The sequence below is a fragment of the Vibrio cidicii genome (genome assembly GCF_009665415.1).
GTDB classification, from domain to species: domain Bacteria; phylum Pseudomonadota; class Gammaproteobacteria; order Enterobacterales; family Vibrionaceae; genus Vibrio; species Vibrio cidicii.
Genome location: NZ_CP035921.1, coordinates 431,125 through 456,502, shown reverse-complemented (window position 1 = coordinate 456,502; position 25,378 = coordinate 431,125). Strand labels below are relative to the sequence as shown.

21 protein-coding genes and 1 pseudogene are annotated in these 25,378 nt (G+C 47.5%); 12 read left to right on the top strand and 10 right to left on the bottom strand.

From position 1 onward, the window contains the following. The first annotated feature begins 85 nt into the window (after nt 1–85). Both EWA64_RS03080 and EWA64_RS03075 read left to right on the top strand, forming a co-directional pair. Complete coding sequence (locus EWA64_RS03080) at nt 86–2,014, top strand: beta-glucoside-specific PTS transporter subunit IIABC (protein ID WP_369435814.1); 1,929 nt, start codon at nt 86–88, stop codon at nt 2,012–2,014. A gap of 11 nt (nt 2,015–2,025) precedes the next feature. Continuing rightward, on the top strand, nt 2,026–3,462 hold the full coding sequence (locus EWA64_RS03075) for a 6-phospho-beta-glucosidase (RefSeq protein ID WP_061895575.1): 1,437 nt from the start codon (nt 2,026–2,028) through the stop codon (nt 3,460–3,462). Between the two features lie 180 nt (nt 3,463–3,642). On the opposite strand, the pseudogene EWA64_RS03070 reads toward EWA64_RS03075, so the two are convergent. Next, a pseudogene (locus EWA64_RS03070) lies at nt 3,643–3,887 on the bottom strand (2Fe-2S iron-sulfur cluster-binding protein); the annotation flags it as partial. A 66-nt stretch (nt 3,888–3,953) separates the two neighbouring features. Continuing rightward, nucleotides 3,954–4,400 carry an META domain-containing protein gene (locus EWA64_RS03065; protein ID WP_061895576.1) on the bottom strand — a complete coding sequence of 149 codons (447 nt, stop codon included), beginning with the start codon at nt 4,398–4,400 and terminating at the stop codon, nt 3,954–3,956. A gap of 192 nt (nt 4,401–4,592) precedes the next feature. Here EWA64_RS03065 and EWA64_RS03060 point away from each other — a divergent pair, with 192 nt between their 5' ends. Continuing rightward, complete coding sequence (locus EWA64_RS03060) at nt 4,593–4,844, top strand: DUF1289 domain-containing protein (protein ID WP_061895577.1); 252 nt, start codon at nt 4,593–4,595, stop codon at nt 4,842–4,844. Between the two features lie 114 nt (nt 4,845–4,958). On the opposite strand, the gene EWA64_RS03055 is transcribed toward EWA64_RS03060, so the two are convergent. From EWA64_RS03055 to radD, 7 genes are all read right to left on the bottom strand, one after another. Next, nucleotides 4,959–5,180 carry a hypothetical protein gene (locus EWA64_RS03055; RefSeq protein WP_061895578.1) on the bottom strand — a complete coding sequence of 74 codons (222 nt, stop codon included), beginning with the start codon at nt 5,178–5,180 and terminating at the stop codon, nt 4,959–4,961. 373 nt (nt 5,181–5,553) lie between these two features. Then, the gene (gene ushA, locus EWA64_RS03050) at nt 5,554–7,275 is read right to left on the bottom strand and encodes a bifunctional UDP-sugar hydrolase/5'-nucleotidase UshA (RefSeq protein ID WP_061895579.1); all 1,722 of its coding nucleotides are present in this window, start codon (nt 7,273–7,275) and stop codon (nt 5,554–5,556) included. A gap of 653 nt (nt 7,276–7,928) precedes the next feature. Next, complete coding sequence (gene rplY / locus EWA64_RS03045) at nt 7,929–8,207, bottom strand: 50S ribosomal protein L25 (RefSeq protein ID WP_061895580.1); 279 nt, start codon at nt 8,205–8,207, stop codon at nt 7,929–7,931. A 197-nt stretch (nt 8,208–8,404) separates the two neighbouring features. Then, nucleotides 8,405–9,742, bottom strand: a complete 1,338-nt coding sequence (locus EWA64_RS03040) for an ATP-binding protein (protein ID WP_061895581.1) — start codon at nt 9,740–9,742, stop codon at nt 8,405–8,407. Then, entirely contained in the window at nt 9,732–10,391 is a 660-nt protein-coding gene (locus tag EWA64_RS03035; protein ID WP_061895582.1) for a response regulator transcription factor, read from the bottom strand. The genes EWA64_RS03040 and EWA64_RS03035 overlap by 11 nt, the downstream gene beginning before the upstream one ends. A gap of 12 nt (nt 10,392–10,403) precedes the next feature. Then, the gene (locus EWA64_RS03030) at nt 10,404–10,793 is read right to left on the bottom strand and encodes a PepSY domain-containing protein (RefSeq protein WP_061895583.1); all 390 of its coding nucleotides are present in this window, start codon (nt 10,791–10,793) and stop codon (nt 10,404–10,406) included. An 81-nt stretch (nt 10,794–10,874) separates the two neighbouring features. Further along, complete coding sequence (gene radD, locus EWA64_RS03025; RefSeq protein ID WP_061895584.1) at nt 10,875–12,620, bottom strand: DNA repair helicase RadD; 1,746 nt, start codon at nt 12,618–12,620, stop codon at nt 10,875–10,877. A 73-nt stretch (nt 12,621–12,693) separates the two neighbouring features. Between radD and rsuA the strand changes: the two genes are divergently transcribed. The 3 genes from rsuA to EWA64_RS03010 all read left to right on the top strand — a co-directional run bounded on the left by rsuA (nt 12,694) and on the right by EWA64_RS03010 (nt 15,501). Next, nucleotides 12,694–13,395 (top strand): 16S rRNA pseudouridine(516) synthase RsuA, encoded by a 702-nt coding sequence (gene rsuA, locus EWA64_RS03020; protein ID WP_061895585.1) that lies wholly within the window; start codon nt 12,694–12,696, stop codon nt 13,393–13,395. A 244-nt stretch (nt 13,396–13,639) separates the two neighbouring features. Further along, complete coding sequence (locus EWA64_RS03015; protein WP_061895586.1) at nt 13,640–14,842, top strand: Bcr/CflA family multidrug efflux MFS transporter; 1,203 nt, start codon at nt 13,640–13,642, stop codon at nt 14,840–14,842. Then, nucleotides 14,842–15,501, top strand: coding sequence for a DUF2913 family protein (locus tag EWA64_RS03010; RefSeq protein WP_061895587.1), 660 nt, complete (start codon nt 14,842–14,844; stop codon nt 15,499–15,501). Before EWA64_RS03015 ends, EWA64_RS03010 begins: the two co-directional genes overlap by 1 nt. A gap of 23 nt (nt 15,502–15,524) precedes the next feature. Here EWA64_RS03010 and EWA64_RS03005 read toward each other — a convergent pair whose 3' ends face one another. Further along, nucleotides 15,525–16,976, bottom strand: coding sequence for a DUF2867 domain-containing protein (locus EWA64_RS03005; RefSeq protein WP_061895588.1), 1,452 nt, complete (start codon nt 16,974–16,976; stop codon nt 15,525–15,527). A gap of 109 nt (nt 16,977–17,085) precedes the next feature. Here EWA64_RS03005 and EWA64_RS03000 point away from each other — a divergent pair, with 109 nt between their 5' ends. From EWA64_RS03000 to psrA, 6 genes are all read left to right on the top strand, one after another. Beyond that, entirely contained in the window at nt 17,086–18,462 is a 1,377-nt protein-coding gene (locus EWA64_RS03000) for an MATE family efflux transporter (RefSeq protein WP_061895589.1), read from the top strand. 113 nt (nt 18,463–18,575) lie between these two features. Next, nucleotides 18,576–19,247 (top strand): ABC transporter ATP-binding protein, encoded by a 672-nt coding sequence (locus tag EWA64_RS02995; protein WP_061895590.1) that lies wholly within the window; start codon nt 18,576–18,578, stop codon nt 19,245–19,247. Beyond that, nucleotides 19,228–21,681, top strand: a complete 2,454-nt coding sequence (locus tag EWA64_RS02990; protein ID WP_061895591.1) for an ABC transporter permease — start codon at nt 19,228–19,230, stop codon at nt 21,679–21,681. Before EWA64_RS02995 ends, EWA64_RS02990 begins: the two co-directional genes overlap by 20 nt. Next, complete coding sequence (locus tag EWA64_RS02985) at nt 21,681–22,817, top strand: lipocalin-like domain-containing protein (RefSeq protein WP_061895592.1); 1,137 nt, start codon at nt 21,681–21,683, stop codon at nt 22,815–22,817. The genes EWA64_RS02990 and EWA64_RS02985 overlap by 1 nt, the downstream gene beginning before the upstream one ends. A gap of 300 nt (nt 22,818–23,117) precedes the next feature. After that, complete coding sequence (gene nhaA, locus EWA64_RS02980; protein ID WP_061895593.1) at nt 23,118–24,275, top strand: Na+/H+ antiporter NhaA; 1,158 nt, start codon at nt 23,118–23,120, stop codon at nt 24,273–24,275. A 415-nt stretch (nt 24,276–24,690) separates the two neighbouring features. After that, nucleotides 24,691–25,317 carry a TetR family transcriptional repressor PsrA gene (gene psrA / locus EWA64_RS02975; protein WP_061895594.1) on the top strand — a complete coding sequence of 209 codons (627 nt, stop codon included), beginning with the start codon at nt 24,691–24,693 and terminating at the stop codon, nt 25,315–25,317. Nucleotides 25,318–25,378: the final 61 nt, after the last annotated feature.

Below are 25,378 nucleotides of genomic sequence, written 5' to 3'. Positions count from 1 at the left end.
AATCGCTATTATTCAGAAAATCTATTGATCAAGCTATTGGGTAACTATATTTTGAAACCGGTTACAGAAACCGGTTTCAGTTTCTGTGAAATTAATTAATTGGAAATGGAAGGGTAAGCTTATGGCTGCGGTCAGAGATTATGCTCAACTAGCAAAAGATATACTTGCTGAAGTTGGTGGGCAGGAAAACATCAATCAGTTTTCACGTTGTGCAACGCGTTTGCGCCTTGTTTTAAAAGAGACTCCGGAAGGTGCTGCTGACAAAGTTAAACAGATGCCGGGCGTTATTACAGTTGTATTAAGTGGTGGACAATTTCAGGTTGTTATCGGCACGCACGTATCCGATGTACATGAAGCAATGTCTTCACTAGTTGATGCTAGTTTGCTTTCAGAAGGCAAACAAAAAGTACGTACGTTAGATGCAATTATTGCTGCGATGTCTGCGATTTTCGCCCCAATCGTATTTATCCTTGCAGCTGCAGGTATCTTGCAAGGGGCGCTTATTTTTGCAAACTACCTTTTCCCGTCTGTTTCAAGTACCGGTACATTTGAAGTACTGAACTTTATGTCATGGACTCCATTTGCTTTCTTGCCAGTGTTCATCGCTATTACAGCTTCTAAACATTTTCAATGCAATCCGTTCATCGCTGTTCTATGTGCCTGTGCGCTGATCAACCCATCATGGGGTGCAATTGCTGCAAGAATTGCTGACGGCGAAATGGTGACGTTCCTTTCTCTTCCATTAGCTAAGACGGTATACACCTCTTCAGTACTACCTCCTATCTTTATGGTATGGGCTTTGAGCTATGTGGAGAAATTTGTAAAACGCATTATCCCTGCTGTGGTTAGTGAACTGTTTACTCCATTAGCATGTATGCTGATTATGGTACCAACAACACTAGTACTTATTGGTCCTGCAACTAGCTTGGTTGCGAGCTCTATCGCTGGTGGTTATAACGCACTTTACGATACAGCCCCTATGCTTGCTGCAGCATTGATCGGTGGTATCTGGCAGGTTATCGTAATTTTCGGTGTTCACTGGGGCATCACTCCTGTGGTGTTCGCTAACTACGAGAATTACGGTTACGATTCATTCCAAGCGTTCCAGGCTATCGCTGTAATCGCTCAAATGGCAGCTGCGTTTGCTGTTGCATTTAAATCTCGTAACCGCCTAATGAAAACAACGGGCTTCTCAGCAGGTATTACAGCTATCTTCGGTATCACAGAACCTGCGCTATACGGTGTTACTCTACGTCTGAAAAAACCATTCATTTGCGGTTGTATCGGTGGCGCGTTAGGTGCGGTTGTTGCAAGTCTGTTTGGTACTTACTACTACGCATTTGCTGGTCTGCCAGGCCTGTTAACTGTGGTTAATGCAATCAGCCCTGCGAATCCATCTTCATTTGTTGGTGAGCTTGCTGGTGTGGGTGTTGCGATTGTTGCGACAACAGTATTGGTTTACGTGATTGGTTTTGAAGACCCTATCAATGAACAAGACAAAGCACCAAAAGCAGACACACAATCTGAAGCAGATTTTTCTCCGGTAATGAAAAAAGCAGCAACATTAGTTAGCCCGTTGAAAGGTAAGGTTGTCGCTCTGGAATCGGTTAATGATGAAAGTTTCTCTCAAAAACTACTGGGTGATGGCGTAGCGATTAAACCAACAGAGGGTATTGTCCGTGCTCCTTGTGATGCGGTAATTTCATCGGTTATCGCAAGTAAACACGCTGTGGGTATGACGTCTAAAAACGGTGCAGAACTATTGATTCACGTTGGTTTAGACACGGTTGAGCTCAAAGGTAAATTTTTTGAGTGTCTGGTTGAAGTTGACCAACAAGTAAAAACGGGTGACCCGTTAATCAAGTTTGACCTCGAAAGTATCGCTGCCGCTGGTTACGACACAACAACACCGTTTATTGTAATGAACAGTGATGAATATGAGTTCAATCTGATTGAACAAGAACACAATAACCAAGAAATTGAAATTGGACAGCCTGTCATTCAAATGGCTTAAGGGTAAGTAAGATGAGTAGTGTTTTTCCTGAAAACTTTTTGTGGGGTGGTGCTGTAGCAGCACACCAAGTTGAGGGTGGATGGGACCGTGATGGTAAAGGCCCTAGTATTGTTGACGTATTATCGGGTGGTGATGTCAACACGCAGCGCAAAATTACCGATGGTGTACTAGAGGGATACCATTATCCAAATCACGAAGCGACAGCGTTTTATGACCATTATAAGGGTGATGCTGCGTTATTGGCTGAGATGGGATTCAAGTGTTTCCGTACATCAATATATTGGCCTCGCATCTTCCCTAAGGGTGATGAAGTTGAGCCAAATGAAGCTGGTCTGAAGTACTATGATGATCTGTTTGATGAGCTTCTAAAGTACGGTATTGAACCAGTGATTACTCTGTCTCACTTTGAAATGCCGCTACACTTGTCAAAAGAATACGGTGGTTTTAAAGATCGTAGAGTGGTTGATTTCTTTGTTCACTACGCAGAAACCGTCATGCGTCGTTATAAGAACAAAGTGAAATATTGGATGACGTTTAACGAAATCAATAACCAGCGCGATCTTCACTTACCATTGTGGGGCTATTCTAACTCTGGCGTAGATTACACCGTTGAGGAGAACCCTGAAGAGTGCATGTACCAGGTGGTTCATCATGAGTTCGTGGCAAGTGCCAAAGTGGTGAAGTTGGGGCATGAAATCAACCCTGATTTTCAAATCGGTTGTATGGTTGCATGGGTGCCAATCTATCCATACTCATGTAACCCTGATGACGTAATGCTTGCACAAGAAGCAATGCGTAACCGTTTCTTCTTCAGTGATGTACATATGCGTGGTGAATATCCAGGATACACACTAAAAGAGTGGGAGCGTAAAGGCTATAAGATCAAGATGGAACCGGGTGATCTTGAGGTTCTCAAAGAAGGTGTTTGTGATTACGTCGGTTTCAGTTACTACATGTCTGTGGCAGTAAAAGCCGATGTTCAGGAGTCGACGGAAGGTTCAATGAGTGGCTTTACAGGTAGTGTGAAAAACCCGTACGTCAAAGCATCCGATTGGGGATGGCAAGTTGATCCTGTTGGCCTGCGTTACTCACTGTGCGAACTTTACGAACGTTACAGTAAGCCTTTGTTTATTGTAGAGAACGGTTTTGGGGCTATCGATGTTGTTGAAGAAAACGGTGATATCAACGATGACTACCGCATTGATTATCTTAAAGCTCATATTGAGGAAATGAAGAAAGCAGTTGCTCACGATGGCGTTGATTTGATGGGCTATACACCATGGGGTTGTATTGACTGTGTGTCGTACGGAACAGGTGAATATCGTAAACGTTATGGTTTCATCTATGTTGATCGCCACGATGATGGTTCCGGCACCATGAAGCGCAGCCGTAAGAAGAGTTTCTTCTGGTATCAAAATGTTATCAGCAGTAACGGTGAAGATTTGTAAAGTTTCTACTGAGGTGACTACTCCGCGGTCCACACTGAGGTCTGTCCCTCTTACTTGAAGTCGCTTTTGCCACCGCTTATCCGTTAGCATTAGCCTCGGCATGGTATGGAGTTACCGTTTATTTTTGGTGAAATAAATTATAACGCCTTACCATGCTGCTCAATATTTAACCGCGGAAGTTTAACGTCCCCCCAGTGTCACTTCAAGATCCGATTCTATTTGTGACGAACACGCTAATACAAAGCCTGGCTCTATCTCTTGTGCACTTAAGAATTCTGACTGCTGGAGATGACCGAACCTTGGCTAACTTAACATTTACACGATCCGCAGAGACCATTTCGACAGGCGACAATTAGGGACAGCCCTACGTCCTCTAATACGTCGGCCAACACTTGGCCTCGTTTGGCGTCAGTGGTTTGTGTAAAGTAGCGAACGCAAAAAAAGCAGCGCGACGCTGCTTTACAAAAGACGTTGTTGAGGAAGTCGGAACGCTAGTTTACCCAGTCACGCTGAGTAAAGACTAGCTCATGCTGGGCACTTTTTAAGGTCAAGGTTTTGTTTGTCAAAGTGACCTCACTCCAATGAGTGAGAGTGCCGGATACCACCTGTTCAATGTGCATCTGTTCTTCATGGCACATTTTCATCGTCATACCCATTTTCTCGATACGCAATTGCGTTCCTTTTAGCTCGGCTTGGCCGAAAAATTGGTTACAACCCGCAAAACCGTTGGCGGTAAGATTTTCGCCAATTTCTAAGCGAGGAATGAGCGTTGCTTCATTTTCCTCCAGCGCTTTTCCATCAATATGGCTTAACTGCCAGTGATGGTGCTGCAGGTCTTGTGCGCTTATTGAGGTCATGGAGTTTCCTTGGCTAACACAAGCGCTCAGCAACAAAGGGAGAGAGATTGCTGGGAGCAAGGTTTTTGAACTAAGCTTCATAATAGTGATTCCTACTAAGCAAAACAGGGCAAGTATAGTTAAGCGCACGGTGTATTTGTCAGTTTAACGTCATCATTCTAGCGACTTTTTTGAGCACGTTCATGCGAAGGTCAAATTTTGAGGAAAATGGACTTCTTCGGTGTTGAAGGTCGAGATTAGAGTAGAACAAGCAACTCAAAAGATAGGACGTATATGGAACAGCTCGAATTTTTCAATGTACCCAGTCCCTGCGTGGGCGTGTGTACTGTGGATGATAAAGGCTATTGCAAAGGATGTATGCGTAATCGCGATGAGCGCTTTAACTGGCTCAAGTTCACCTCGGCGCAGAAACTGCATATCATCAAGCTTTGTCGTCAGCGTTATCAGCGAAAACGCTTGGCGGGTAATGTCAAACCATCCCAGCTGGACGATCTCGATTTTTCACCGCAACAAGAACTGTTTTAATCTCCCCTTTGTTTTAACCGCAACTTAGCACATCAACGCTATATTCCCGGCCTAGATTGACAAAGCTCTCTGGTAAGCCGGGAATTTGTCACGATTGCTCCCTGTCATCCACGGTTATTTCATTGCCCAACGATCACTTATCCAACCGCCTGCATTTTCGTCGAAATGGCAACCAGAAAAACGATGGTTCGTCTCGGCATCCGATTTGTTGGTGGGATTTTCCGTTAATAGTTGGTGAATGTAATTGGCCATAGGGTCACTACACGCTTGCTGTTCTCTGCGAGTGACCACTTCTTTAATAAGTTGTAGTCTGTAGCTATTGCTGATTCGTTTCATTTTTGACCTCCCGAACTCGATGCAGCAGTCCAAACACACTGACGTTACGCACTGCTCACCGAGGCACACATCGCGGTGTCCCCATGGTTCGGGGTCTTGAAACAGACACAAATTGTATGAGAGCAGTATTTTTAACGCCAAACTCTTCTTTCTACAGAAATTATCATGCTCTGGCGCAAGAATAGAACGGCGCAGAGTCAATCAATTCAGCTGACTGAAAGACAATATCAAACATAGAAGTCGCTGAAACGGCCGTCAATCGTACTTTAAACGGTTTTTTATCAGCTAACGAAAAGACACAACAAATTCATAAGATTACCCGCAGAAAAAAAACCGGAGCGCAGTGCTCCGGTTTGAGATAAAGGTAGAAAGCTTATGCGCTCGGTTTAGCTGGTGCAGGACAGCCTTTCACCGCTTGGCCGTTGCTGAAGTACTGAACGTTGTTCAAATTTTTCTCATAGTCAGATGCAGAGATCGATGGGTTTTTAACGAAAAACTCACGTAGCACCGACGCATCGGTCATTTGAGTTGATTGAACATTGATGACAGGGTAGTTGTCTCCGCCAGCGGCACTGAAGCTGATGATAGAGAAGCTATAACTCGCGTTGAGATCAAAGCCCTTGTTGTTGATGTCTGTGATGGTGACTTCTTTGGCATCACAATCTACCGACATGGTGATGTTGTCGAGCTGCGCGTAGCCACCAGAACCCGCGGTTAGAGTAGCCACCACATTCAAGTAATCTTTGACCTCTTGTCCGGTCATGGTTGCTTTGGTGACAAAGTTGCCAAAAGGCTGAACCGTCAGCACGTCGCGGTAGGTAATATCACCCGCTTCGATAGAGGCGCGCACACCACCAGAGTTCATCACACCAAAATCCGCGTCGACTAAGTTGTAGGTACGATAAGCTTCACCCAGCAAGTGACCTAAGTTGGTTTGCTGTGAACGGACGAGAGCGCGATCACCAATCAGTTTGCCATCGGTCTCTGAAACTTTCTCATCCAGTAGCGCTTGGCCTTGTTTCTGATAAGGGTAAAGGAGCGATTTTACTGTTGGGTCAGCTTTGATTTCGTCGGCAATAAACTGATAATTGCCGTCTGTGTCTTTCTTCTTCAGGTTCACCGGGATCAAGGCGTAGTTGGCTAAATGCAGTTTGCCATCGTAGTATTCAAAGTCAGCACGACCAACGTATTTGCCCCACTCATGTGCTTGCATGATGTAAGTGCCGTTCTGTTGATCTGGAGCACAGGCATCGCCTGGCTTAAAGTCGGCGTATTGATTGGTGCCCGGTTCCATACAGACAGGGTTTTGTGAGTGGCCACCAATAATTGCATCCAGTTGACCGGATTCCAACGAGCGCGCGAGCATTACGTCGCCAGGTGCTTCAGTACCATGTGTTCCGTTGGCATAGTGGCCCATGTGCGTTGTAGCAAAGACAAGATCCACTTTCTCGTTAGCTTCGATTTCCGCGAGAACTTTCTTGATTTCCGTTTGCGGATCGGCAAAGTGGATGCTCGCCACGTTGTCTGGGTTGACCAGCTTCGCGGTATCTTTCGTGGTTAGGCCAACCACTGCAACTTTTACGCCATTGAGATCAAATACTTTATACGGCTGGAAGTAACGCTCATTCGTGACTTTACCATCGGCGTCTTTTTTGTAGATGTTGGCCGCCAACATTGGGAAGTCAGCCAGTTTTGCTTGCTTATCCAACACGCTAAGTTCGTTATCAAACTCGTGGTTGCCGACCGCCATGGCATCATAGCCGAGTAGATTCATGCCGATAAAATCAGGTTCTGCGTCTTGCATGTCGGACTCTGGAACACCCGTGTTAATGTCACCACCAGAGAGCAAAATTGAGGTACCACCATTGCTCGATACTTCTGCGCGGATCGAATCAATCAGGGTCTTACGCGCTGCCATACCATATTCACCGTTGCTGTTTTCCCAGAAACGGCCGTGATGGTCATTGGTGTGCAGCACCGTAAATTTGGTGCAAGAAGTTGCGGTGGCACAGGTGACGTCTTTGTCTTTGTCTGAGCCACATCCCGTCAGAGCAATACCGACGGACAACACCAACAGGGATTTGGAGAACTTCATAAGGGATCCTTTCTTTGTGATTTTTATATCGTTACGGCGTGCAATATACGTAATTAATATTAAATTTTAGTGATCCTAATCTTATTAGTGCTTTTGTTAGCAACGGAAATTTATAAGCTTGTAACCTTTATCGAAAAATACACAAATTTAGTGTTTTGGTTTTAGTGTTTTATTAATTTGAAATAAATTTGTGATTTGGGTCGTTGAAATTGAGCGGAGAAAGGTAAGAAAAAACAAGGTTTGTACAATTGGTAAACAAGATTAGCTGGTTTTTGACGCGCTGTAGAAATCAGTGACCGAGTAAGAAATATTTAATTAAGATTCAATTTGTCAAAGCAGAATGGGGATGATAAAGGTACCTCTGTTTAACGTCACAGTACGCGATTATTTTTGTCATAAGTTATTTAGTGGTTGCTAATTAATCGTCTTGTTCTCGATGATCTTTGTTTATTTCAAAATAGATCAGTGGACAAACAATATACTCGGAAAATATCAAGATAAAACCGAAAAGAAAATTGATGTTGATAAAAAGTGAAACCCCAGAGGTGGTAAGTCTCTGGGGTCTCGAATTTTTAGATTGTCCGGTTGGTAAGGCCGTAGATCTTATTTATGCAAAAGGTTGGAAGTTATCCATTTAATTCCTTGGTAGGGAATTAGATACGGATGAAGTCCATGTGCTCAACTTTTGGCTTGAACGCGTGACGTTGAACATCTTGTGGCTTAACCTGAACTTCTTCACCAGCGATCACTAGAGTGATTGCTTCGTAGAATGCTGGTTTGTCCATTTGGTTCACAACGTCATCGTGGTTCAGAGCGATTGCAACTGGTGCTGCTTCTCCGCCGTATACAACAGCAGGAAAATTACCAGTGTTACGTAGGCGGCGGCTCGCACCTTTACCTAGTTCAGTACGTACGACTGCTTCAAATTTCATAGTTTTACTCTCAAATTAGTAAACATTTTTAACTTCATACTCTGTAATGCGACCTTACAGATATATGGGAAAACTTTAAGCGGAATCATGATTCCTATTAAAGCGAGCGCGGATACTAGCACTCAATTGCGCTATGAGCAACTGAAATTGCTGTGAATACCCCCATGCTTCAGCTTTTTCTGTCAGAAACGGCAGGTTTATGCCGATTTGAGGGACAAAATGGCTTTTAAGCCGCCAAACTGGCTTTTCTCTAGTGTTAGCTGACCTCGATAACTGTGCGCCATTTCGGAGACGATGTTCAGTCCAAGCCCTGTACCTGCGGTGGTCTCATCCAGTCTGACACCGCGATGGATCACCCGTTCAAGGTGCTTTGCTTCGATGCCTGGCCCATCGTCTTCAATTACAATGTTGATGGTGCTGTGTTGGCGGATTGCCTGGATGCGAATGAAACTATTAGCCCACTTGTAACTGTTTTCCAGCAAGTTACCTATCATCTCGTCCAAATCACTTTGCTCAACCGCAACGTCGAGTTCATCATCCAGTTCATTGACCAGTACAATTTCTCGCTTGGCGTAGACTTTATCAAACGCCATAGCGATGGCGTCGACACGTTGGCTTGGGTTGGATTTGACAGAGAGGATGTTCATGGCTCCCGCCATTCTTGCCCGACTCAAGTGATAATCGATGTGGTTTTGGATCTGTTGCAACGGCAGTGAGAGTTGATGTCGTTCTTGTTCGTTGAGTTGCGATATTTCATTTTTCAGCACCGAAAGCGGCGTTTTTAGGGAATGGGACAGGTTACCGGCATGGTGACGTGCGCGCTGCAACAGTTCCTGATAGTGAAACAAGAGGGCGTTGAGATCTTTAATCAGCGGTGAGACTTCCGCGGGGTAGCTCTCTTGCAACTGATCTTGCTGGCCTGATTTTAATGCTTTGAGTTCTTGTTGCAGTTTATTGAGTGGGCGAAATGACCAAGCAATCTGTATACCAATCACGCTCATGACACCAAAGAGCAGCAGCCCAAGGATCATCCATAACTGTTTCGTAAGTTGGCGTAGGGTCTCTTTGACGGGCGTCTCATCCATGCCAATGACAATGGTAATTGGGGTCGAAAACTCAGGTAGGTACATACGTTGTTCTATCGCTATCAAGTTTTCCCCTTTGGCACCAGTGAGCCGCTGACCAAGCGGTGTTGCTTTGGTTTGGATATTTCTGTCCCACAGTGAGCGGGAGCGCAGAGTTTGCTCACCGGATATCGCGTTCCAATAGAGTCCACTGTAGGGTTGGCTGAAACGAGGATCAGAAAGACGCACAGGGAGCACTAAATTGCCTTGAGCATTCGCTTCTAAGTTAGCGGCGATTTCGTCCAAGGCAAGCTGCAATTGGCCTTTAATATCATTGACTAAATACTCTTTGACGAGCGTGGGAATACCCACACCTGCGGCAAGAAGCATTGAGCTAACCCAGAGAAATGAAGCGAAAAAGAGGCGCCGCTTAAGGCTAAGGCTTTTTAGTAAGTCCAGTTTAGCTGGCATCAAGTTGGTATCCTAAGCCGCGTACGGTTTTGATAATGTTTGGCGCGATTTTTTTGCGGATACGACCGATAAACACCTCGATTGTATTGGAGTCGCGGTCAAAGTCTTGTTTATAAATGTGCTCAACTAATTCAGTGCGGGAGATCACTTTGTCAGCGTTGTGTACAAAATAAGCGACCACCTTATACTCAAGCGCGGTTAAGCTGACAGGCTGGCCTTGCCACATCACCTTGGAAGAGCGGGTGTCGAGGCTCAAATCGCCCACTTGCATCACAGGTGAAGCGTTACCAGAGGCTCGGCGAAGTTGCGCTCGAATACGGGCGATCAGCTCGAGCATCTCAAACGGCTTGGTGAGATAATCGTCGGCACCCGCGTTCAACCCTTCGACGCGCTGGGTTAAGGTGTCACGTGCGCTTAAAATAACGACGGGTGTGTTAATGTTTTCGTCACGTATGCCCTTAAGAACAGTAAGCCCATCTAATTTGGGCAGCCCCAAATCAAGCACGATCGCATCCCACTCTTCGGACGTGGCCCGGTAGAGGGCGTCAATGCCATCTTGCGATAACTCTGGTACCCATCCTGTTTGCTCAAGGGATTGAATAATTTGCTCACCCAAACGCGGCTCGTCTTCAACAACTAAAATTTTCATCGATAAGACACTCTATTTTTTGATCACATCTTGCAAATTGCGACCTTTGATTGACATCAATTCTAAAGTGGTCGCGTTGTACTCGACTTTAATGACATTGTTCTCATGCACTAATTTAAGCTCATACACCCACTCATTGTCGTCTTCTTCAAGCTCCACTTTAATTAAACGTCCATTGAGCTGCTTGTCCACAGTGGTATAGAGTTCAGAGAAAGGTTTGATCAACCCTTTTTTTACCGCGTCGTACACTTCATCCTGATCCTCATCAAATTCGATGCGCGCGCCTTCTTTATAAGCATCTTGGATGAGTTCGTGCCCATTTTGTGTGTCGTTGCTGGCGAATGCTGGCATGGTCAGCATACAAGGGAGTATCAGCGCAAGCGCCAGTGTTCGGTTTCGCATATCCGGCCCCTACATTACAAAGTTGCCCGAGTATAAAACTGGCTAGATGAATAGAAAGTGAACTTGCCCACGGGATGGGGTTTACGGGCGGTTTTGTAGTTCATCTTCAAAAATCTTGTCGCGCATTTTCCAAAAACGGCCGCTTTTACGGGCGATCACAAACTGTGGTGGCCGAAAACGGTGTTGATTAGCGACCACTTTGCTTGGCGTGGCATCGTCAAAGGGCCGATGTTTGTCCGCTAAGTGTGGACGAACAAACTGACTCTTGAACATGGCCTTCTGCTTGTGGGTGGTGAGGGACCAAAATTCATGCACCTGAGCTTGGTTTTCGCCCAAATAGCTGACCTTTAACTGGGATTTTCCTTGCGCCGTTTTATGAACGCTGAGCACCATCTCAAGGCATTCAAACACCAAAGCGTCTTTTAGATTGAGGGCTTCTTTGAGCTTTTTGTCAGGGTCCACCAAGGTCGCATCGCACTCGTGACATATTCGCGCTGCGATGTCGTTATCAGCACCACATTCGTTGCAATACTTAGCGCGAAAACGGTAGCCGCAATGTTCGCGTTCGCCGTTCTCTTCGTCGGTGAAATAGCCTTGGCAGCGACGGCCAAAGTGCTCAAGTAAAAAACCGTTGCTGTCTAACTTGCCCCAAAAATTATTGTTAAAGCCGCAGGCGGGGCAGGGAATGGTAATGATTTCGCTGTCAGAGTCGGGTTTCGGGTCACCCACCTCGGGCTGATACAGATCGTAATTATTGCCTGCGTAGTCAAGTACCAAGCACTCTTCTTTGCCCGGGGCCAACCGCAGACCGCGACCGACAATTTGTTGATAAAGACTAATCGATTCGGTTGGGCGCAAAATAGCGATGAGATCGACGTGCGGCGCGTCAAAGCCGGTGGTCAGTACCGAAACATTGACGAGAAACTTTATTTCACGCGCTTTAAATTGGCGAATAATCGCGTCTCGCTCTGGTGTTGGTGTATCGCCAATCACAAGCGCGGTGTCATTTTCTGGCAACAAGTGATGAATTTCTTGCGCGTGTCTGACGGTGGCTGCGAAGATCATCACCCCTTGCCGCTGCTGGGCAAGTTGGAGGATTTGCTGAACAATTTGCGGCGTGGCGCGTTTGGCGTTATCGATCACCATATCCAGTTCAGCTTCTTTATAGCGCCCGGTATTGGCGGGTTTTAGCTGGGAGAAATCATACGAGAGCACAGGCGCATCCATCATTCGCGCTGGAGTGAGAAAACCTTCGTCGAGCAAATAACGTATCGGCAATTCGAATATGCAATCGCGGAAAAAGCGTGGCTCTTCGCTACGCACTTGTCCGCGGGTGTGGTACTGATAAATCCAACCGACGCCGAGGCGATAAGGCGTGGCGGTCAGACCGAGTATTTTCATCCCCGGATTAAGCTCTTTTAGGTGCGAGATCACTTTCTGATAACTGCTCTCTTTGTCTTCCGGAACACGATGGCACTCATCGATCACCAGCAGAGAGAATTGGTTGCGAAAAGATTCCAAGTTGCGTACCACCGACTGCACCGAGGCAAAAACCACTTGATGCTGCGTCTCTTTGCGGCCTAGCCCAGCGGAGAATACCGAGCCCTTGAGCCCGTATCCTTCGTACTTGGCGTGGTTTTGTTCCACCAGCTCTTTGACATGTGCCAGCACCAAAACTCGGCCGCGCGCTAGCCTTGCCAGTTCGGCAATCACCAAACTTTTGCCTGCCCCTGTTGGCAGCACGATCACCGCTGGCGTGGAGTGCTGACGAAAGTAGTGGATAACGGCTTTGACCGAGTCGGCTTGATAGGGTCTGAGGGTGTACATGAAAACGGTGAAATCACTCAACTATTCTTTGCAGGGTCGCTATAATACCCGACCTTAACCAGTTGAGGTATTCATGCGTTTAGATAAATTTCTTTGTGATGCGCTGGGCGCGACACGAAAAGAGGCGACAAAAATCCTGAAAAGCGGTGAAGTCACTGTCGATGAACAGGTACAAAAAAGCGGTGCGTTCAAAGTCTCTGAGCAAAGTGTGGTTGAATGGCAAGGTCGCGAGCTGGCCGTGCAGGGGCCGCGTTACATCATGCTGTATAAACCGGAAGGGTTTGTGTGTTCTCACGAAGATGGTTTCAACCATACGGCTTTTGTTCTGCTGGACGAAATCAAAATGGACGAGCTTCACTTTGCTGGCCGCTTGGACGTGGATACCACAGGGTTGGTGTTAATCACCGATGATGGCAAGTGGTCTCATCGCATCACGTCTCCAAAGCATAAGTGCGACAAAACGTATCGCGTTTGGCTCGCCGACCCGATTGGCAGCGACTATCAGGAAAAGCTGGCGGCAGGTATTCAACTGCGCAATGAAAAGGAGCTCACCTTACCTGCGCAGATGACGGTCGTGAATCAAGCAGAGAATGAGCTACTGCTGACGATTCACGAGGGCAAGTATCATCAAGTAAAACGCATGTTTGCCGCGCTGGGTAACAAAGTCGAGCAGCTGCACCGTGAGCGAGTGGGGGAGATCGTGCTGGATGAAAATCTCGAACCGGGCGAGTACCGTTATCTGACTCAGGAAGAAATAGACTCGGTTTGGAAATGATTTAGTTCCTAAATGGAACTAGTTTTTAGGCTTGATCTGTATCACAATATGGGCAGTTTTTCCGCTCTTTCATGGCGCGGAGTTTTCAGAATCAAGTCTTTTCTGGCTGCAATGCGACATTCCTAGCGTTCCTCGATTACCAATCTGTGTCAGCTCAGCTCTGCTCTGACGACGATAGAGAGTCAACCTTATCGGTGGCGTTGCAGCGTCAAGCTTATTCCTAACCCATTTTTCGGGAGAATAAATGACGGATAAATCACAACCGACTGCACAATCACACATCAGTTTTTTCCTTTTTGTCGTTCTGGGCGCGATTGGTGCGCTTACGCCATTGGCGATTGATATGTATTTGCCATCCATGCCGACAATTGCCAAAGATCTTGGTGTGGATGCTGGTGCGGTGCAGTTGACTCTGACGGCTTATACCGCAGGCTTTGCATTGGGGCAGTTGATTCACGGCCCACTCTCGGATAGCTTCGGTCGTCGCCCGGTACTGATCCTTGGCGTGCTGTTTTTCGGCCTAGCGGCGATTGTCAGTGCAACCACTAACGGCATTGATTCGCTGACCTACGTGCGTGCCGCGCAAGGTTTTGCCGGAGCAGCGGCAGCGGTGATCATTCAGGCCGTGGTGCGCGACATGTTTGACAGAGAAGACTTCGCTCGGGCGATGTCGTTTGTCACCTTGGTTATCACCATTGCGCCTTTGGTCGCACCTATGATCGGCGGACACCTTGCGGTTTGGTTTGGCTGGCGCTCTATTTTCTGGGTTCTGGCGGGGTTTGCTGTTTTGGTGATTGCGCTGGTGTGGTGGCAAATTCCTGAAACGCTGAAAGCGGAGAACCGTCAACCCCTGCGCTTTAAAACCACCTTACGTAACTATGCCAAGTTGTGCAGCAACAGCACTGCATTAGGTTTGATGCTGGCTGGGGCTTTTTCTTTTTCTGGTATGTTCGCCTTTTTGACCGCAGGTTCGTTTGTTTACATCGATATTTATGGCGTATCGCCAGACCAATTTGGCTATCTGTTTGGGCTTAATATTGTCGCGATGATCATCATGACCAGTTTAAATGGTCGCATGGTAAAGAAAGTCGGGTCACATTTTATGCTGCGTTTGGGGCTTAGCGTACAATTAGTCGCCGGATTAGGTTTATTTGTTAGCTGGCTACTAGACCTCGGTTTGTGGGGCACGGTACCATTCGTGGTTCTTTACATCGGTACACTCTCCACCATCGGCAGTAACTCCATGGCACTGCTGCTTTCTGGGTATCCGCAGATGGCCGGAACGGCTTCTTCTCTGGCTGGCACTCTGCGTTTTGGCACAGGTTCGCTGGTTGGTGCGCTGGTGGCTGCGTTGCCATCCGCCGTTGCGTGGCCGATGATTTTGGTGATGTCAGCCTGTTCGTTGCTGTCAGCCCTCTTTTACTGGATATTCGGAAGAAAAGCATAATGTCGAACTACACAACGGAAATTCAACGACTGGTGAATACCGCGCTGCAAGAGCTAGAAGCGGAGCATCGCGCAGGTAAACTGGCTGACGCGCCAGTCGCGAACAACCACTTTCTCGTGCGCTGGGTGACCAAGGCGTTAAAAGCACAGCGTTTTCACCGCTGCGTCGTCGATGATCTTACTCGCTGGCAGAAAGCTGGTCGCTCGAAAGGCAACGATGCCGCACTTTTGCCGACCTTTAAGCGTATTGCTGCGTTTTATGCCTCTTTTTTCTCGGCAGACAAAGAGCCTGCGGTGATTACCGATAAGCAGATAGAAGCGTTTTTAGATCAGATGGAGCAAGCTGACTGGGAAGTTTCCACCGCCGAGCCGTTAGTGGGCTGTGGCAAAGTGCAGATTTTTACCGAAGGTCAACACTCATTGGCGCTTTGCGCCCAGCAGTGTGAAAGCTGCTTCGATGGCGACACCTTAGTGAAACCGATGAGTTGGTTTGTACGGGGCAATCACGCCGAGTTTGTCGCAAAAGCCACTGAGGCGGGATTTATGGTACACAAGGTGACGGATTACAAGTCGAACGTGAAATACCATGGCGAGTACCTGATTTTTCCGGCCAATTTAGGCAATCAGCTGGCAGAAATTCCGCTTAGTTTTCAATGTTAACTGTTATTTTTAAGGCGCTGTGATTAAGCGCCTTTTTTGTCGCGGTTAAACGAGAGTGCTTTTCTGGCGATGGCTTTGACCATGCCATTAAAAACAAACAAGTGGGCGGGCATCATGGCAAACCAATAGAGCAGTCCGCGAAAACCTTGCGGATGCCACCAAGCGGTGACCGTGAGTTGGCGGTAGTGTCCGTGATCGTCGATAGTGAACTCCAGCCGTCCGAGCCCGGGGCCTTTCATACCAAAAAACAGTGAGAGAAAGTTCGGTTTCTCGCAGCGGATCACTTTCCAAGAGTCGATGTAATCACCGACTTTAAGCTCCGGTCCAGATGGGGCGCGGCGAATCGGTCTTTTACCGCCGAATAGCACATCAAGCCACTCACGTGTTCGCCACAGTGACGTAGCAAAATAGTAGCCTTGCTCCCGACTGCCTATTTTTTCCACCCATTGCCAAAGTGCCTCGGCAGAGGCTTGGGTTTGAATGCTGGCACCTCCTTTTTTCGCGTAATAGCCGTAACCCGGCTGCCAGCGTTGTAATGCCTCGGGTTCAAAACCCCAGACATTACTTCTAACAAAGGTGCCTTCTTGCTCAATTGCTTGTTCAACCGCCTGCTGGTATGAGAGCAAGGCTTGTGGGTACTTTTGTCGCAACTCTGCGCTGTTTGCTACATAGTCATGTTCTAGCCCAGCTAAAAGGGCGCTACCAATGCTCGAAGGGACCGAAGTAATTAGCCCAAGCCAGTATGAGGCCATCTTTGGAGTCAGGAGCGCCGTCGGAAAAAGGCGAAAAGGGCGCTTTGTCGCTTGGCAAATGAGGCGAAATTGCTCGCGGTAGCTCAGTGTATCTGGTCCACCCGCTTCGTAGATTGCATGAGTGGCGTGGGTTTCTTCGGCTAATCGCACCAGATAGTAGTTAAGGTTTTCCAGTGCGATCGGATTAGCTTTCGATTCAACCCATTTTGGGGTGATCAATAGAGGCAAGTGATAGACAAAATCACGCATGATTTCAAAGGCGGCGGATCCCGGACCGATAATCACCCCAGCACGCAGTTCAATAATCGGAATCCCTGCTTTGCGCAGCACATCGCCGGTCATTCTTCGCGCTTGAATATGGGCTGAGCTGCCACTTTGCGGCTGAAGTGCGCTTAGATAAATCACCTGTTTGACGCGGCTTCCCAGCAGGGCTTGATAAAAATGGTCAGCAAGGGAGAGTTCATAATCAATAAAATCGTGCCCTTGGGCCATGCCATGAACCAGAAAATAGATCAGGTCAAAGTGTGGGATGAGCGCTTGAGCCGCGCTTTGATCTGCAAGATCAAGGTAAGCAAAGTTGAGATGCGGATGAGGTTTAACCCGCGCTTTAAGATAGTCGATTTGTCTCGCGGCGGCCGTCACTTGATAACCTTGTGCCAAAAGAAGTGGTACTAATTGCGACCCAACGTAACCTGATGCGCCCAACACTAATACTTTTTGCACTGCGCTCTCCCTTAACTAACGGATAAATAGCTGGTGGTTTATTCACCCAATTGGTTATAATCATCGGCTATTTTCTCCGCTTCTTCAATAAGTTGTATCTGAGGTGCCTATGTCCTTTCTTGCTCAGGTGGCAAAGCATGCCGATGCGGCGTTTTTGCGTCGTCTGCTGCTGATCGCATTGCCAATCGCGCTGCAAAGTATGATGTTTTCCAGTCGTGGTTTGGTGGACGTATTGATGCTAGGACAGCTCGGCGAGGCGGAGATCGCCGCGGTTGGCGTTGCGGCCAGAGCGACCTTTGTGACTACCATTATGCTGGTCGGTGTCACCACCGGTGGCGCTCTGCTGACCGCGCAATATTGGGGAGCTGGAGATAAAGACGGCGTTAGACAAAGTACGGCGTTGACTTGGTTGGTGTCGATGGCGTTTGCCTTGCTAACCGCGCTGCTTTTTCTGCTTTTTCCTCAGCAGATCATGGCGCTAACCACCGATTCGTCACAAGTGAATCAACTCGGCAGCGAATACTTGGTTATCACCTCGTTGACCATGCTCAGTGTCGCTTGTGTGGCGAGTATGGCGGTTGGGCTCAGGGCGATGCACAAACCGGGTATCAGCACTTTCTTTAGTGGTATCGGTATTCTCTCCAACGTATTTTTGAATTGGCTATTGATTTTTGGCCATTGGGGATTGCCAGCAATGGGGATTCAAGGTGCAGCAATCGCGACCTTGCTCAGCGGGGCGATCGAAGTGGCAACGTTATATGGTTACCTTTACGCGAAACAACACTTACTGGCTTTTGGCCGTACGGATGTTCGCGCGATCCTTGTTTGGAAAAAAATTGTTCGTTTTCTCAAACTCTCATTACCCACAACCTTTAACTTCTTGGCTTGGGCAGGTGGACTCTTTGCCTATCATGCCATTATGGGGCAAGCGGGAGTGCAAGGGCTTGCTGCTTTGTCGGTGATGACGCCAGTGGAGTCAATTTCGCTGGCGATGATGATTGGTCTGTCCAATGCGGCCGCTGTGTTGGTGGGTAATCAACTGGGGGCGAAAAATTTTGAGCCCGTTTATTATCAAGCATGGGCGACGGTGCTGATGAACGTCATCATTGGGGTTGTGGTCGCAGCGCTGCTGTATCTATTTCACCAGTCGATTCTAAACGCATTTAGCGCCTTAACCCCAGAAACTCGACAACTGGCAGAGCAGTTCATGATGGTGCTTTGCGTCGCCGTTGTACTGAGATCGCTGCCGATGATGGCGATTGTTGGTGTGTTGCGTGCGGGCGGCGATGTGAAATTCTGCCTCTATCAGGATCTACTCGCTCAGTGGGTTATTGGTATTCCATTGGCTGCGTTTGCAGCTATCTACCTTGAAGTGTCGCCTGTGTGGGTATATCTGCTGTTTTTGGTGGAAGAAATGGTTAAGTGGGTCGGTGTTTTATATCGCATCGTCAGCCGCAAATGGATGCGAAATCTCATCGAAGATTAGATATGCGCTGGTTTGCATTCGTTTAATGTGATCCAGCAATCAAAATACTTTCGATAATCAGCTTTTTAGTGTAGATTCTGGTTCCAATTTCTGAAAGCGAAGCGGCAAAGTTAATGTTACAACTGTCAGACCTATGTAAAGGCTATGTGGATGGTGGAGAATTTCATCCGGTATTGCAAGGGGCTGAACTGACGTTGCAACGTGGCGAACAAATAGCCCTAATGGGTGAGAGTGGCTCAGGCAAAAGTACGCTGCTCAATTTAATCGCAGGGCTAGACACGGCCGATTCGGGTGCGATCAATTTCCCTGGTTTCGCGATGCATGATGCTCCTGAATATCAGCGCACAACTTATCGCCGTAACAATATTGGACATATTTTCCAGCAGTTTAATTTGCTTCCTACGCTTAACATCGCCGATAACATTCGTTTCTGCCGTCAACTCAAAGGCTTACCGGAAGACAAAGGACTGTTGCGCCAAATCCTTTCTGCGCTCGATCTCATGCCGCTACTGGGCCGCTATCCCGAAGAGGCTTCCGGCGGACAGCAGCAACGTGCTGCAATTGCACGTGCTTTGTATATGGAGCCCAAGTTGTTGCTTGCAGACGAGCCGACCGGCAGTTTAGACGAGCGTAACGCCGAAGCGGTGATGCGCTTACTGACTTCACTCACTCGCCAACTCGATTGTACCTTGCTTTTAGTCACGCATAGTGACAAGGTCGCCCAGCATATGGAAGGAAGGATTCGACTTCAAGGAGGACAGCTGCATGTTATGGCCCGTAGTTAAAGCACTACTCGGTCATTATCGGCGCTATCCGCTGCAAATCATTTTGGTCTGGCTTGGCCTAACGCTCGGTGTTTCCCTGCTCGTCGGCGTTACCGCGATCAACCATCATGCGAAACAGAGCTATCAAAATGGCGAAAGGCTCTTTTCCAATCCGCTTCCTTATCGCATTCGACCAAAGCACAACGCAAACAAGATCCCCCAAGGGTTTTACATTCAGCTGCGCCGAGCGGGTTATCAGCAATGTGTTCCGATGGACATGCACCATATCGACACCGCCAACGGGATTGGGTTGACCTTAGTGGGTATCGATCCTGTTGCGATGCTCTCGTTGGAGCAGCCTAATGCGATGGGCTCTCTCTCTCTACTGGCGTTGATGAACCCGCCATACCCGATTTTAGTCAGCAACGCGCTTGCCAAGCATATGGATTGGCGAGATGGCGATTCTATTCCGCTCGATGATGGGAGTCTGCTTGGCCCGCTGAAAATCGATAGAGAAGAGCGTCTTAACGGTACGCGGATTGTGGCTGATATTGCCACATTACGTATGCTTAAGCGCAGTTCGGGTCTTTCGGTGATTGCCTGTGGTGAAATGCCGTCAGAAAAGCTGGAAGGGTTAAAGCAAGCATTACCCAATGGTTTGTCTTTGGTGCGTAATAGCCGAGATGAACTCAATGCGTTAACCAAAGCCTTTCACCTGAATCTTACCGCTATGGGTATGCTGTCGTTTTTGGTCGGTCTGTTTATCTTCTATCAAGCGATGTCGCTCTCATTTATCCAGCGCCAGCCTTTAGTGGGTATTTTGCGTCAGACGGGTGTCACAGGCATGCTACTGGCGAAAGCATTGATTCTTGAGTTAACCATTTTGGTGGTCGTAGCTTGGTTATGTGGCAATCTGCTTGGGTTGCTACTAGCCAATGAGCTGATCCCGGCCGTCTCTGCCAGTTTGAGCGATCTATATGATGCCAACGTTGGGCTCTCGATTGGCTGGAGTTGGCAATCGAGCTTGTACAGCTTGCTGATGGCGGCGCTCGGCGCCCTGATTTCCTGTCTCTGGCCTTTGATTCGCTTGCTGAAATCTCAACCGATCCGTCTATCTGCCAAGCTCTCATTGGTGCGTTTTGCTGGACGCGAATTTGCGTGGCAGGCACTCGCAGCGTGTGCATTCTGTGTAGCGGCCATTGCCGTTTACCAAGCCCCAAAAACTCAGGAATCGGGTTTTGCGATTATTGCTCTGATGTTGATCAGCGTTGCCTTGTTTACTCCCTTTTTGATGTGGGCGGTATTTAATAGTTTTTCCTATACGCTACGCTGGGTAAGATTGCGTTGGTTCTTTGCGGACACTGCGGCCAGCATGAGTTATCGCGGTGTGGCGATGATGGCATTCATGTTAGCGTTGGCGGCGAACATTGGTGTCGAGACTATGGTGGGCAGTTTTAGAGACACGACCGATAAATGGTTAACCCAGCGTCTCGCCGCAGATCTTTATATCTACCCAACCAATAATTCGGCAGCTAGGATCAGCAGTTGGTTGATGGCACAGCCTGAAGTGGACCAAGTTTGGTGGCGCTGGGAAAAAGAGATTCAAACCGACGCAGGGCAGTTGCAAGTGGTCAGTACCGGTGCTTCGGAAGGGGAACTTGATGCATTGACGGTCAAGCTCGGTGTGCCCAATTATTGGTACTATCTCAACAGTACCCGCAGCGTGATGGTCAGCGAATCGATGGCGTTGAAAATGGGTATTCGTCCGGGAGATTTTATCAATCTGACGGCGCCTTTAGGCGACAAGTGGTTGGTGGTTGGTGTCTATTACGACTACGGTAATCCGTATAATCAGGTACTTTTATCCCATCGTAACTGGCTGTATGCCTTTGCCGGTAACGGGAATGTCGCGTTGGGTGCGGTCACGCACGAAGGGGTGAATATTGAGGGGCTGAAAGGGCGTTTAGAAAAGATTTTCCGCATGACGCCAGAGCGTGTGCTCGACAATAACAATATTTACAAGCAGGCAATGCGAGTGTTCGACCATACTTTTGCCATTGCCGATACCTTAGGCAATATCACCCTCGTTATCGCGGTGTTTGGCCTGTTCTTCGCGACCTTAGCCGGAGAGGTTTCGCGTCAGCGTCACGTATCGATTTTGCGCTGTCTCGGCGTGTCGGGCAAAGAATTGATCGCGCTAGGTGGGTTGCAACTGTTTGTTTTTGGCCTTATTTCCGCCATTATCGCTGTGCCGCTTGGTATGGCACTGGCCACCTTGATTGTTGACATCGTAATTAAGCAATCTTTTGGCTGGTCGCTGGAGCTGCAAATTAATCCCGCCGAATACGGTGAAACTCTTGCTTGGGCAATGCTGGCGATTATGCTGGCGGGGGCGTTGCCTGTGCTCAGAATGGTAAGAAATACGCCGATTAAGTCATTAAGGGATGCCTTGTAATGAAGCGAATACGTGGTCGATTTATCCTAATATCACTGCTTGTTTCTACCATTGTCGTTGTGAGTTTCTTGGCCACGTGGTACCTGCTTTTTTACGGCAAAAACGCGACAACGCGTCAACAGTATCAATTTAACAGTGTGTTTACCGCATCACCGCAGACCGTGTTTGAGCCTGTGCTACCTGGGCAAAAAGTCCGCTTGCCGAACGATTTCCGTTTTCACTCCCAGTACCAACATGAGTGGTGGCACTACTTTGCGAGCTTGCAAGATGCTCAGGGTACCCCATACTCAGTGCAGTGGAGCTTTTTTCGTCTGGCTGGTGATGAAAGAGACGTCAATGGCTGGCAAAACCCACAGATTTACCTTGCTAATGTGGTTGTGAGTGCTAAAGGTAAAGTGTGGAAAGACCAACGCATTGCCCGTGGAGGGATTGGTCAGGCGGGCTCGAGCGATAAGCCGTTTCGCATGTGGATAGACAATTGGACTTGGCGAGCCTTAGGGGTGACGCCTTTTCCGGGGAATCTGATCGCGGCCAGTGATGAATTTTCTCTAGAGTTGGTCACGCAAACCCTAGGCCCTTTTGTCCTGAATGGCGAAAGTGGTTATCAGCTCAAGCATGATTTGGAGTCCGTAGCGTCGTTTAGTGTCAGCGCACCGTTTCTGCAAACGGATGGTGTTTTGCATCTTGATGGCAAAAATATCAAAGTGAGTGGCTCTGCGTGGCTGCAAAAAGAGTGGGGCTCAGATCTGGTAGGACAAGATCAACAGGGCTGGGACTGGCTGGTGTTTAATCTCGACAACGGTATGGCGTTGAGCGTCAATCAGTACCGACATAAAAGCCGATTGCCTTATGTGTTTGGCACACTCTCTACCCCGTCGGGTAAAGTTTTCCCCCTCAAAGAGCAAGATATCAAGATCACCCCCTTAGAGGAAAGTGAGCTGGCCGATGGTACGCGTTTACCTCTGCGATGGTCTGTGGAAGTGCCAAAGTATCAAATCCGCCTTACCGCCACGGCAGTGGATCAGGAAATGTGGTTACCCTTTTTGCTGCCTTACTGGGAAGGACCTATACAGGTAGCGGGCAGCCATCAAGGTTGGGGTTTTATGCAGTTAACTGGCTACGGAAGAAGCAATTAAAGCGCATTCGAAAGTAAAAAGGGTCCCGACGATGGGGCCCTTACTTTTTTCTACGTATTTACAATTTGTTGCGTAGTTGTCATGCTTATGTTCACTAGTATGTCACTCATTGACTATAATCTTATCAGTCAGTTACCGGACGACGACGAGTACTTTTGAAGGAATATTACTTATCTCAATGTAGGAAAAACCGATGTTTAACATCTAAACAAGCGATTATTCCTACATTATTCTTCACTATACACTGCTACACATTGTTAGTTGTTCATTTATCACGATTATAAATACAAGGGCGAAATCATGAACGATGCTATCCGTGACTTTTTCAAAATGGAATCCGCAGGCGGCATCCTGCTGGTGATTGCTGCAGCCATTGCTATGGTGATTGCCAACACTTCGCTAAACGATACATATCAGTCGGTATTGCATAGCTATCTATTTGGCATGTCGGTATCGCACTGGATTAACGATGGTTTAATGGCCATCTTCTTCCTGCTGATCGGTTTGGAAGTGAAACGCGAATTATTGGAAGGTGCGTTGAAATCAAAAGAGACGGCGATTTTTCCTGCGATTGCGGCCGTTGGTGGTATGTTGGCTCCTGCACTGGTTTACGTGCTTTTTAACAGTGGCGATCCGCAAGCGGTGCAAGGTTGGGCTATCCCTGCCGCCACCGATATCGCATTCGCATTGGGAATCATGGCCTTACTTGGTAAGCGAGTTCCAGTGAGTTTGAAAGTATTCTTGCTTGCTCTGGCGATTATTGATGACTTAGGTGTGGTTGTTATCATCGCTTTGTTCTATAGCGGCGATTTGTCCACATTGGCGCTGACAATCGGCTTCATCATGACGGGTGTGCTGTTCTTACTGAATGCGAAAAAAGTGACAAAACTGACGTGGTACATCGTAGTGGGCATTATCCTGTGGGCTGCGGTACTGAAATCAGGCGTACATGCAACGTTAGCTGGCGTGGTTATTGGTTTTGCTATCCCTCTCAATGGTAAAAAGGGTGAGCATTCTCCTCTGAAGCATATGGAACATGCACTGCATCCTTATGTTGCGTTTGCAATTTTGCCTCTATTTGCGTTCGCGAATGCGGGTATATCTCTGGAAGGCGTTTCGATGTCTGGTTTAACATCAATGCTTCCATTGGGTATCGCTTTGGGTTTGTTGATTGGTAAGCCTCTGGGTATATTTACCTTCAGTTGGGTGGCGGTCAAAACAGGCGTTGCGAGATTGCCAGAGGGTATCACCTTCCGTCACATTTTTGCAGTGTCAGTACTGTGTGGCATCGGCTTTACTATGTCGATATTTATCTCTTCACTGGCATTTGGTGGGGTAAGTCCAGAATATGATACCTATGCACGACTGGGGATCCTGATGGGGTCAACCACAGCGGCTGTGATAGGTTACTGCTTACTGCACCTTTCTTTGCCAAAGAGTGCCAGCGTTAGCCGCTAGACTCACTTAGGCTCAACTAAAAACCTCCGAATTTCGGAGGTTTTTTTATTGCTTTAAAAAGGGCAAGAGAAGGTGGGGAGGATAAAAAAAAAGCCCAAACCAAGTGGATTCGGGCAGATACAAACACAGGAGTTAATAATGAAAAAGCAGCAACGTAACAAAAGTCTGAAACAAGTTTGACGGCCAGTGAAACTTAACAATGCGCTTGTTGTTACTCCTATTCAGACCAAGGGATTCGGCGGCAGTTCCCTAAATCAACGAAAATATCTCAAAAAATTTTCTCTCGCTAACCCCTTGGCGAAAGGGCGAAATTCCATTCTGGTCCGACCAATATTAAAAAATGTGATGTTAATTGCTTGTTAATTATTGGTGTCAAAAGTATATTTCAAACAGTTGTTTGATACGAGTGATTGAAATGGCACCAAGAAGCAGTACAAAAGAAAAAATTCTCGACATCGCCGAAGGGTTGTTCGCCGAGTACGGGTTCAATGACACTTCACTTCGTACCATTACTGGCAAAGCCGGTGTGAACTTGGCTTCGGTCAACTATCACTTTGGTGACAAGAAAACCTTAGTTCGAGCGGTGTTGGATCGTTATCTCGAAGCGTTAATGCCAGCAATGAAAATTTCGTTAGTACAACTGAACAGCAAAGAGTCGTACACCATGGCCGAAGTGTTTGAATCGCTTCGCGTACCGCTTAAAGAGCTCAACGAAGTGCGCCCGAATGGCACAAGTCTGTTCATGTTGTTGATTGGCCGCGGATATACCGACGTACAAGGGCATTTAAGATGGTTTATCACTACACGTTATAACGATGTATTGAAGCTATTTACTGAATCCGTGCTGAAAGCCAATCCGACCTTAACCGAAGAAACGCTTTTTTGGCGCTTGCATTTCACACTGGGAACCTGTGTGTTTACGATGGCATCCAGTCAGGCGCTTTCTGAAATAGCTGAAAGCAATTTCAGCAAAACAACCGATGTAAAATCAGTCGTTGACCTCTTGATCCCCTATATGGCGGCAGGAATGTCAGCAGAGTAACTAAAATAACAGATAACCAGGACCTGATCGGGTTCCACCAGTGAACAAAAGGATCTGAACT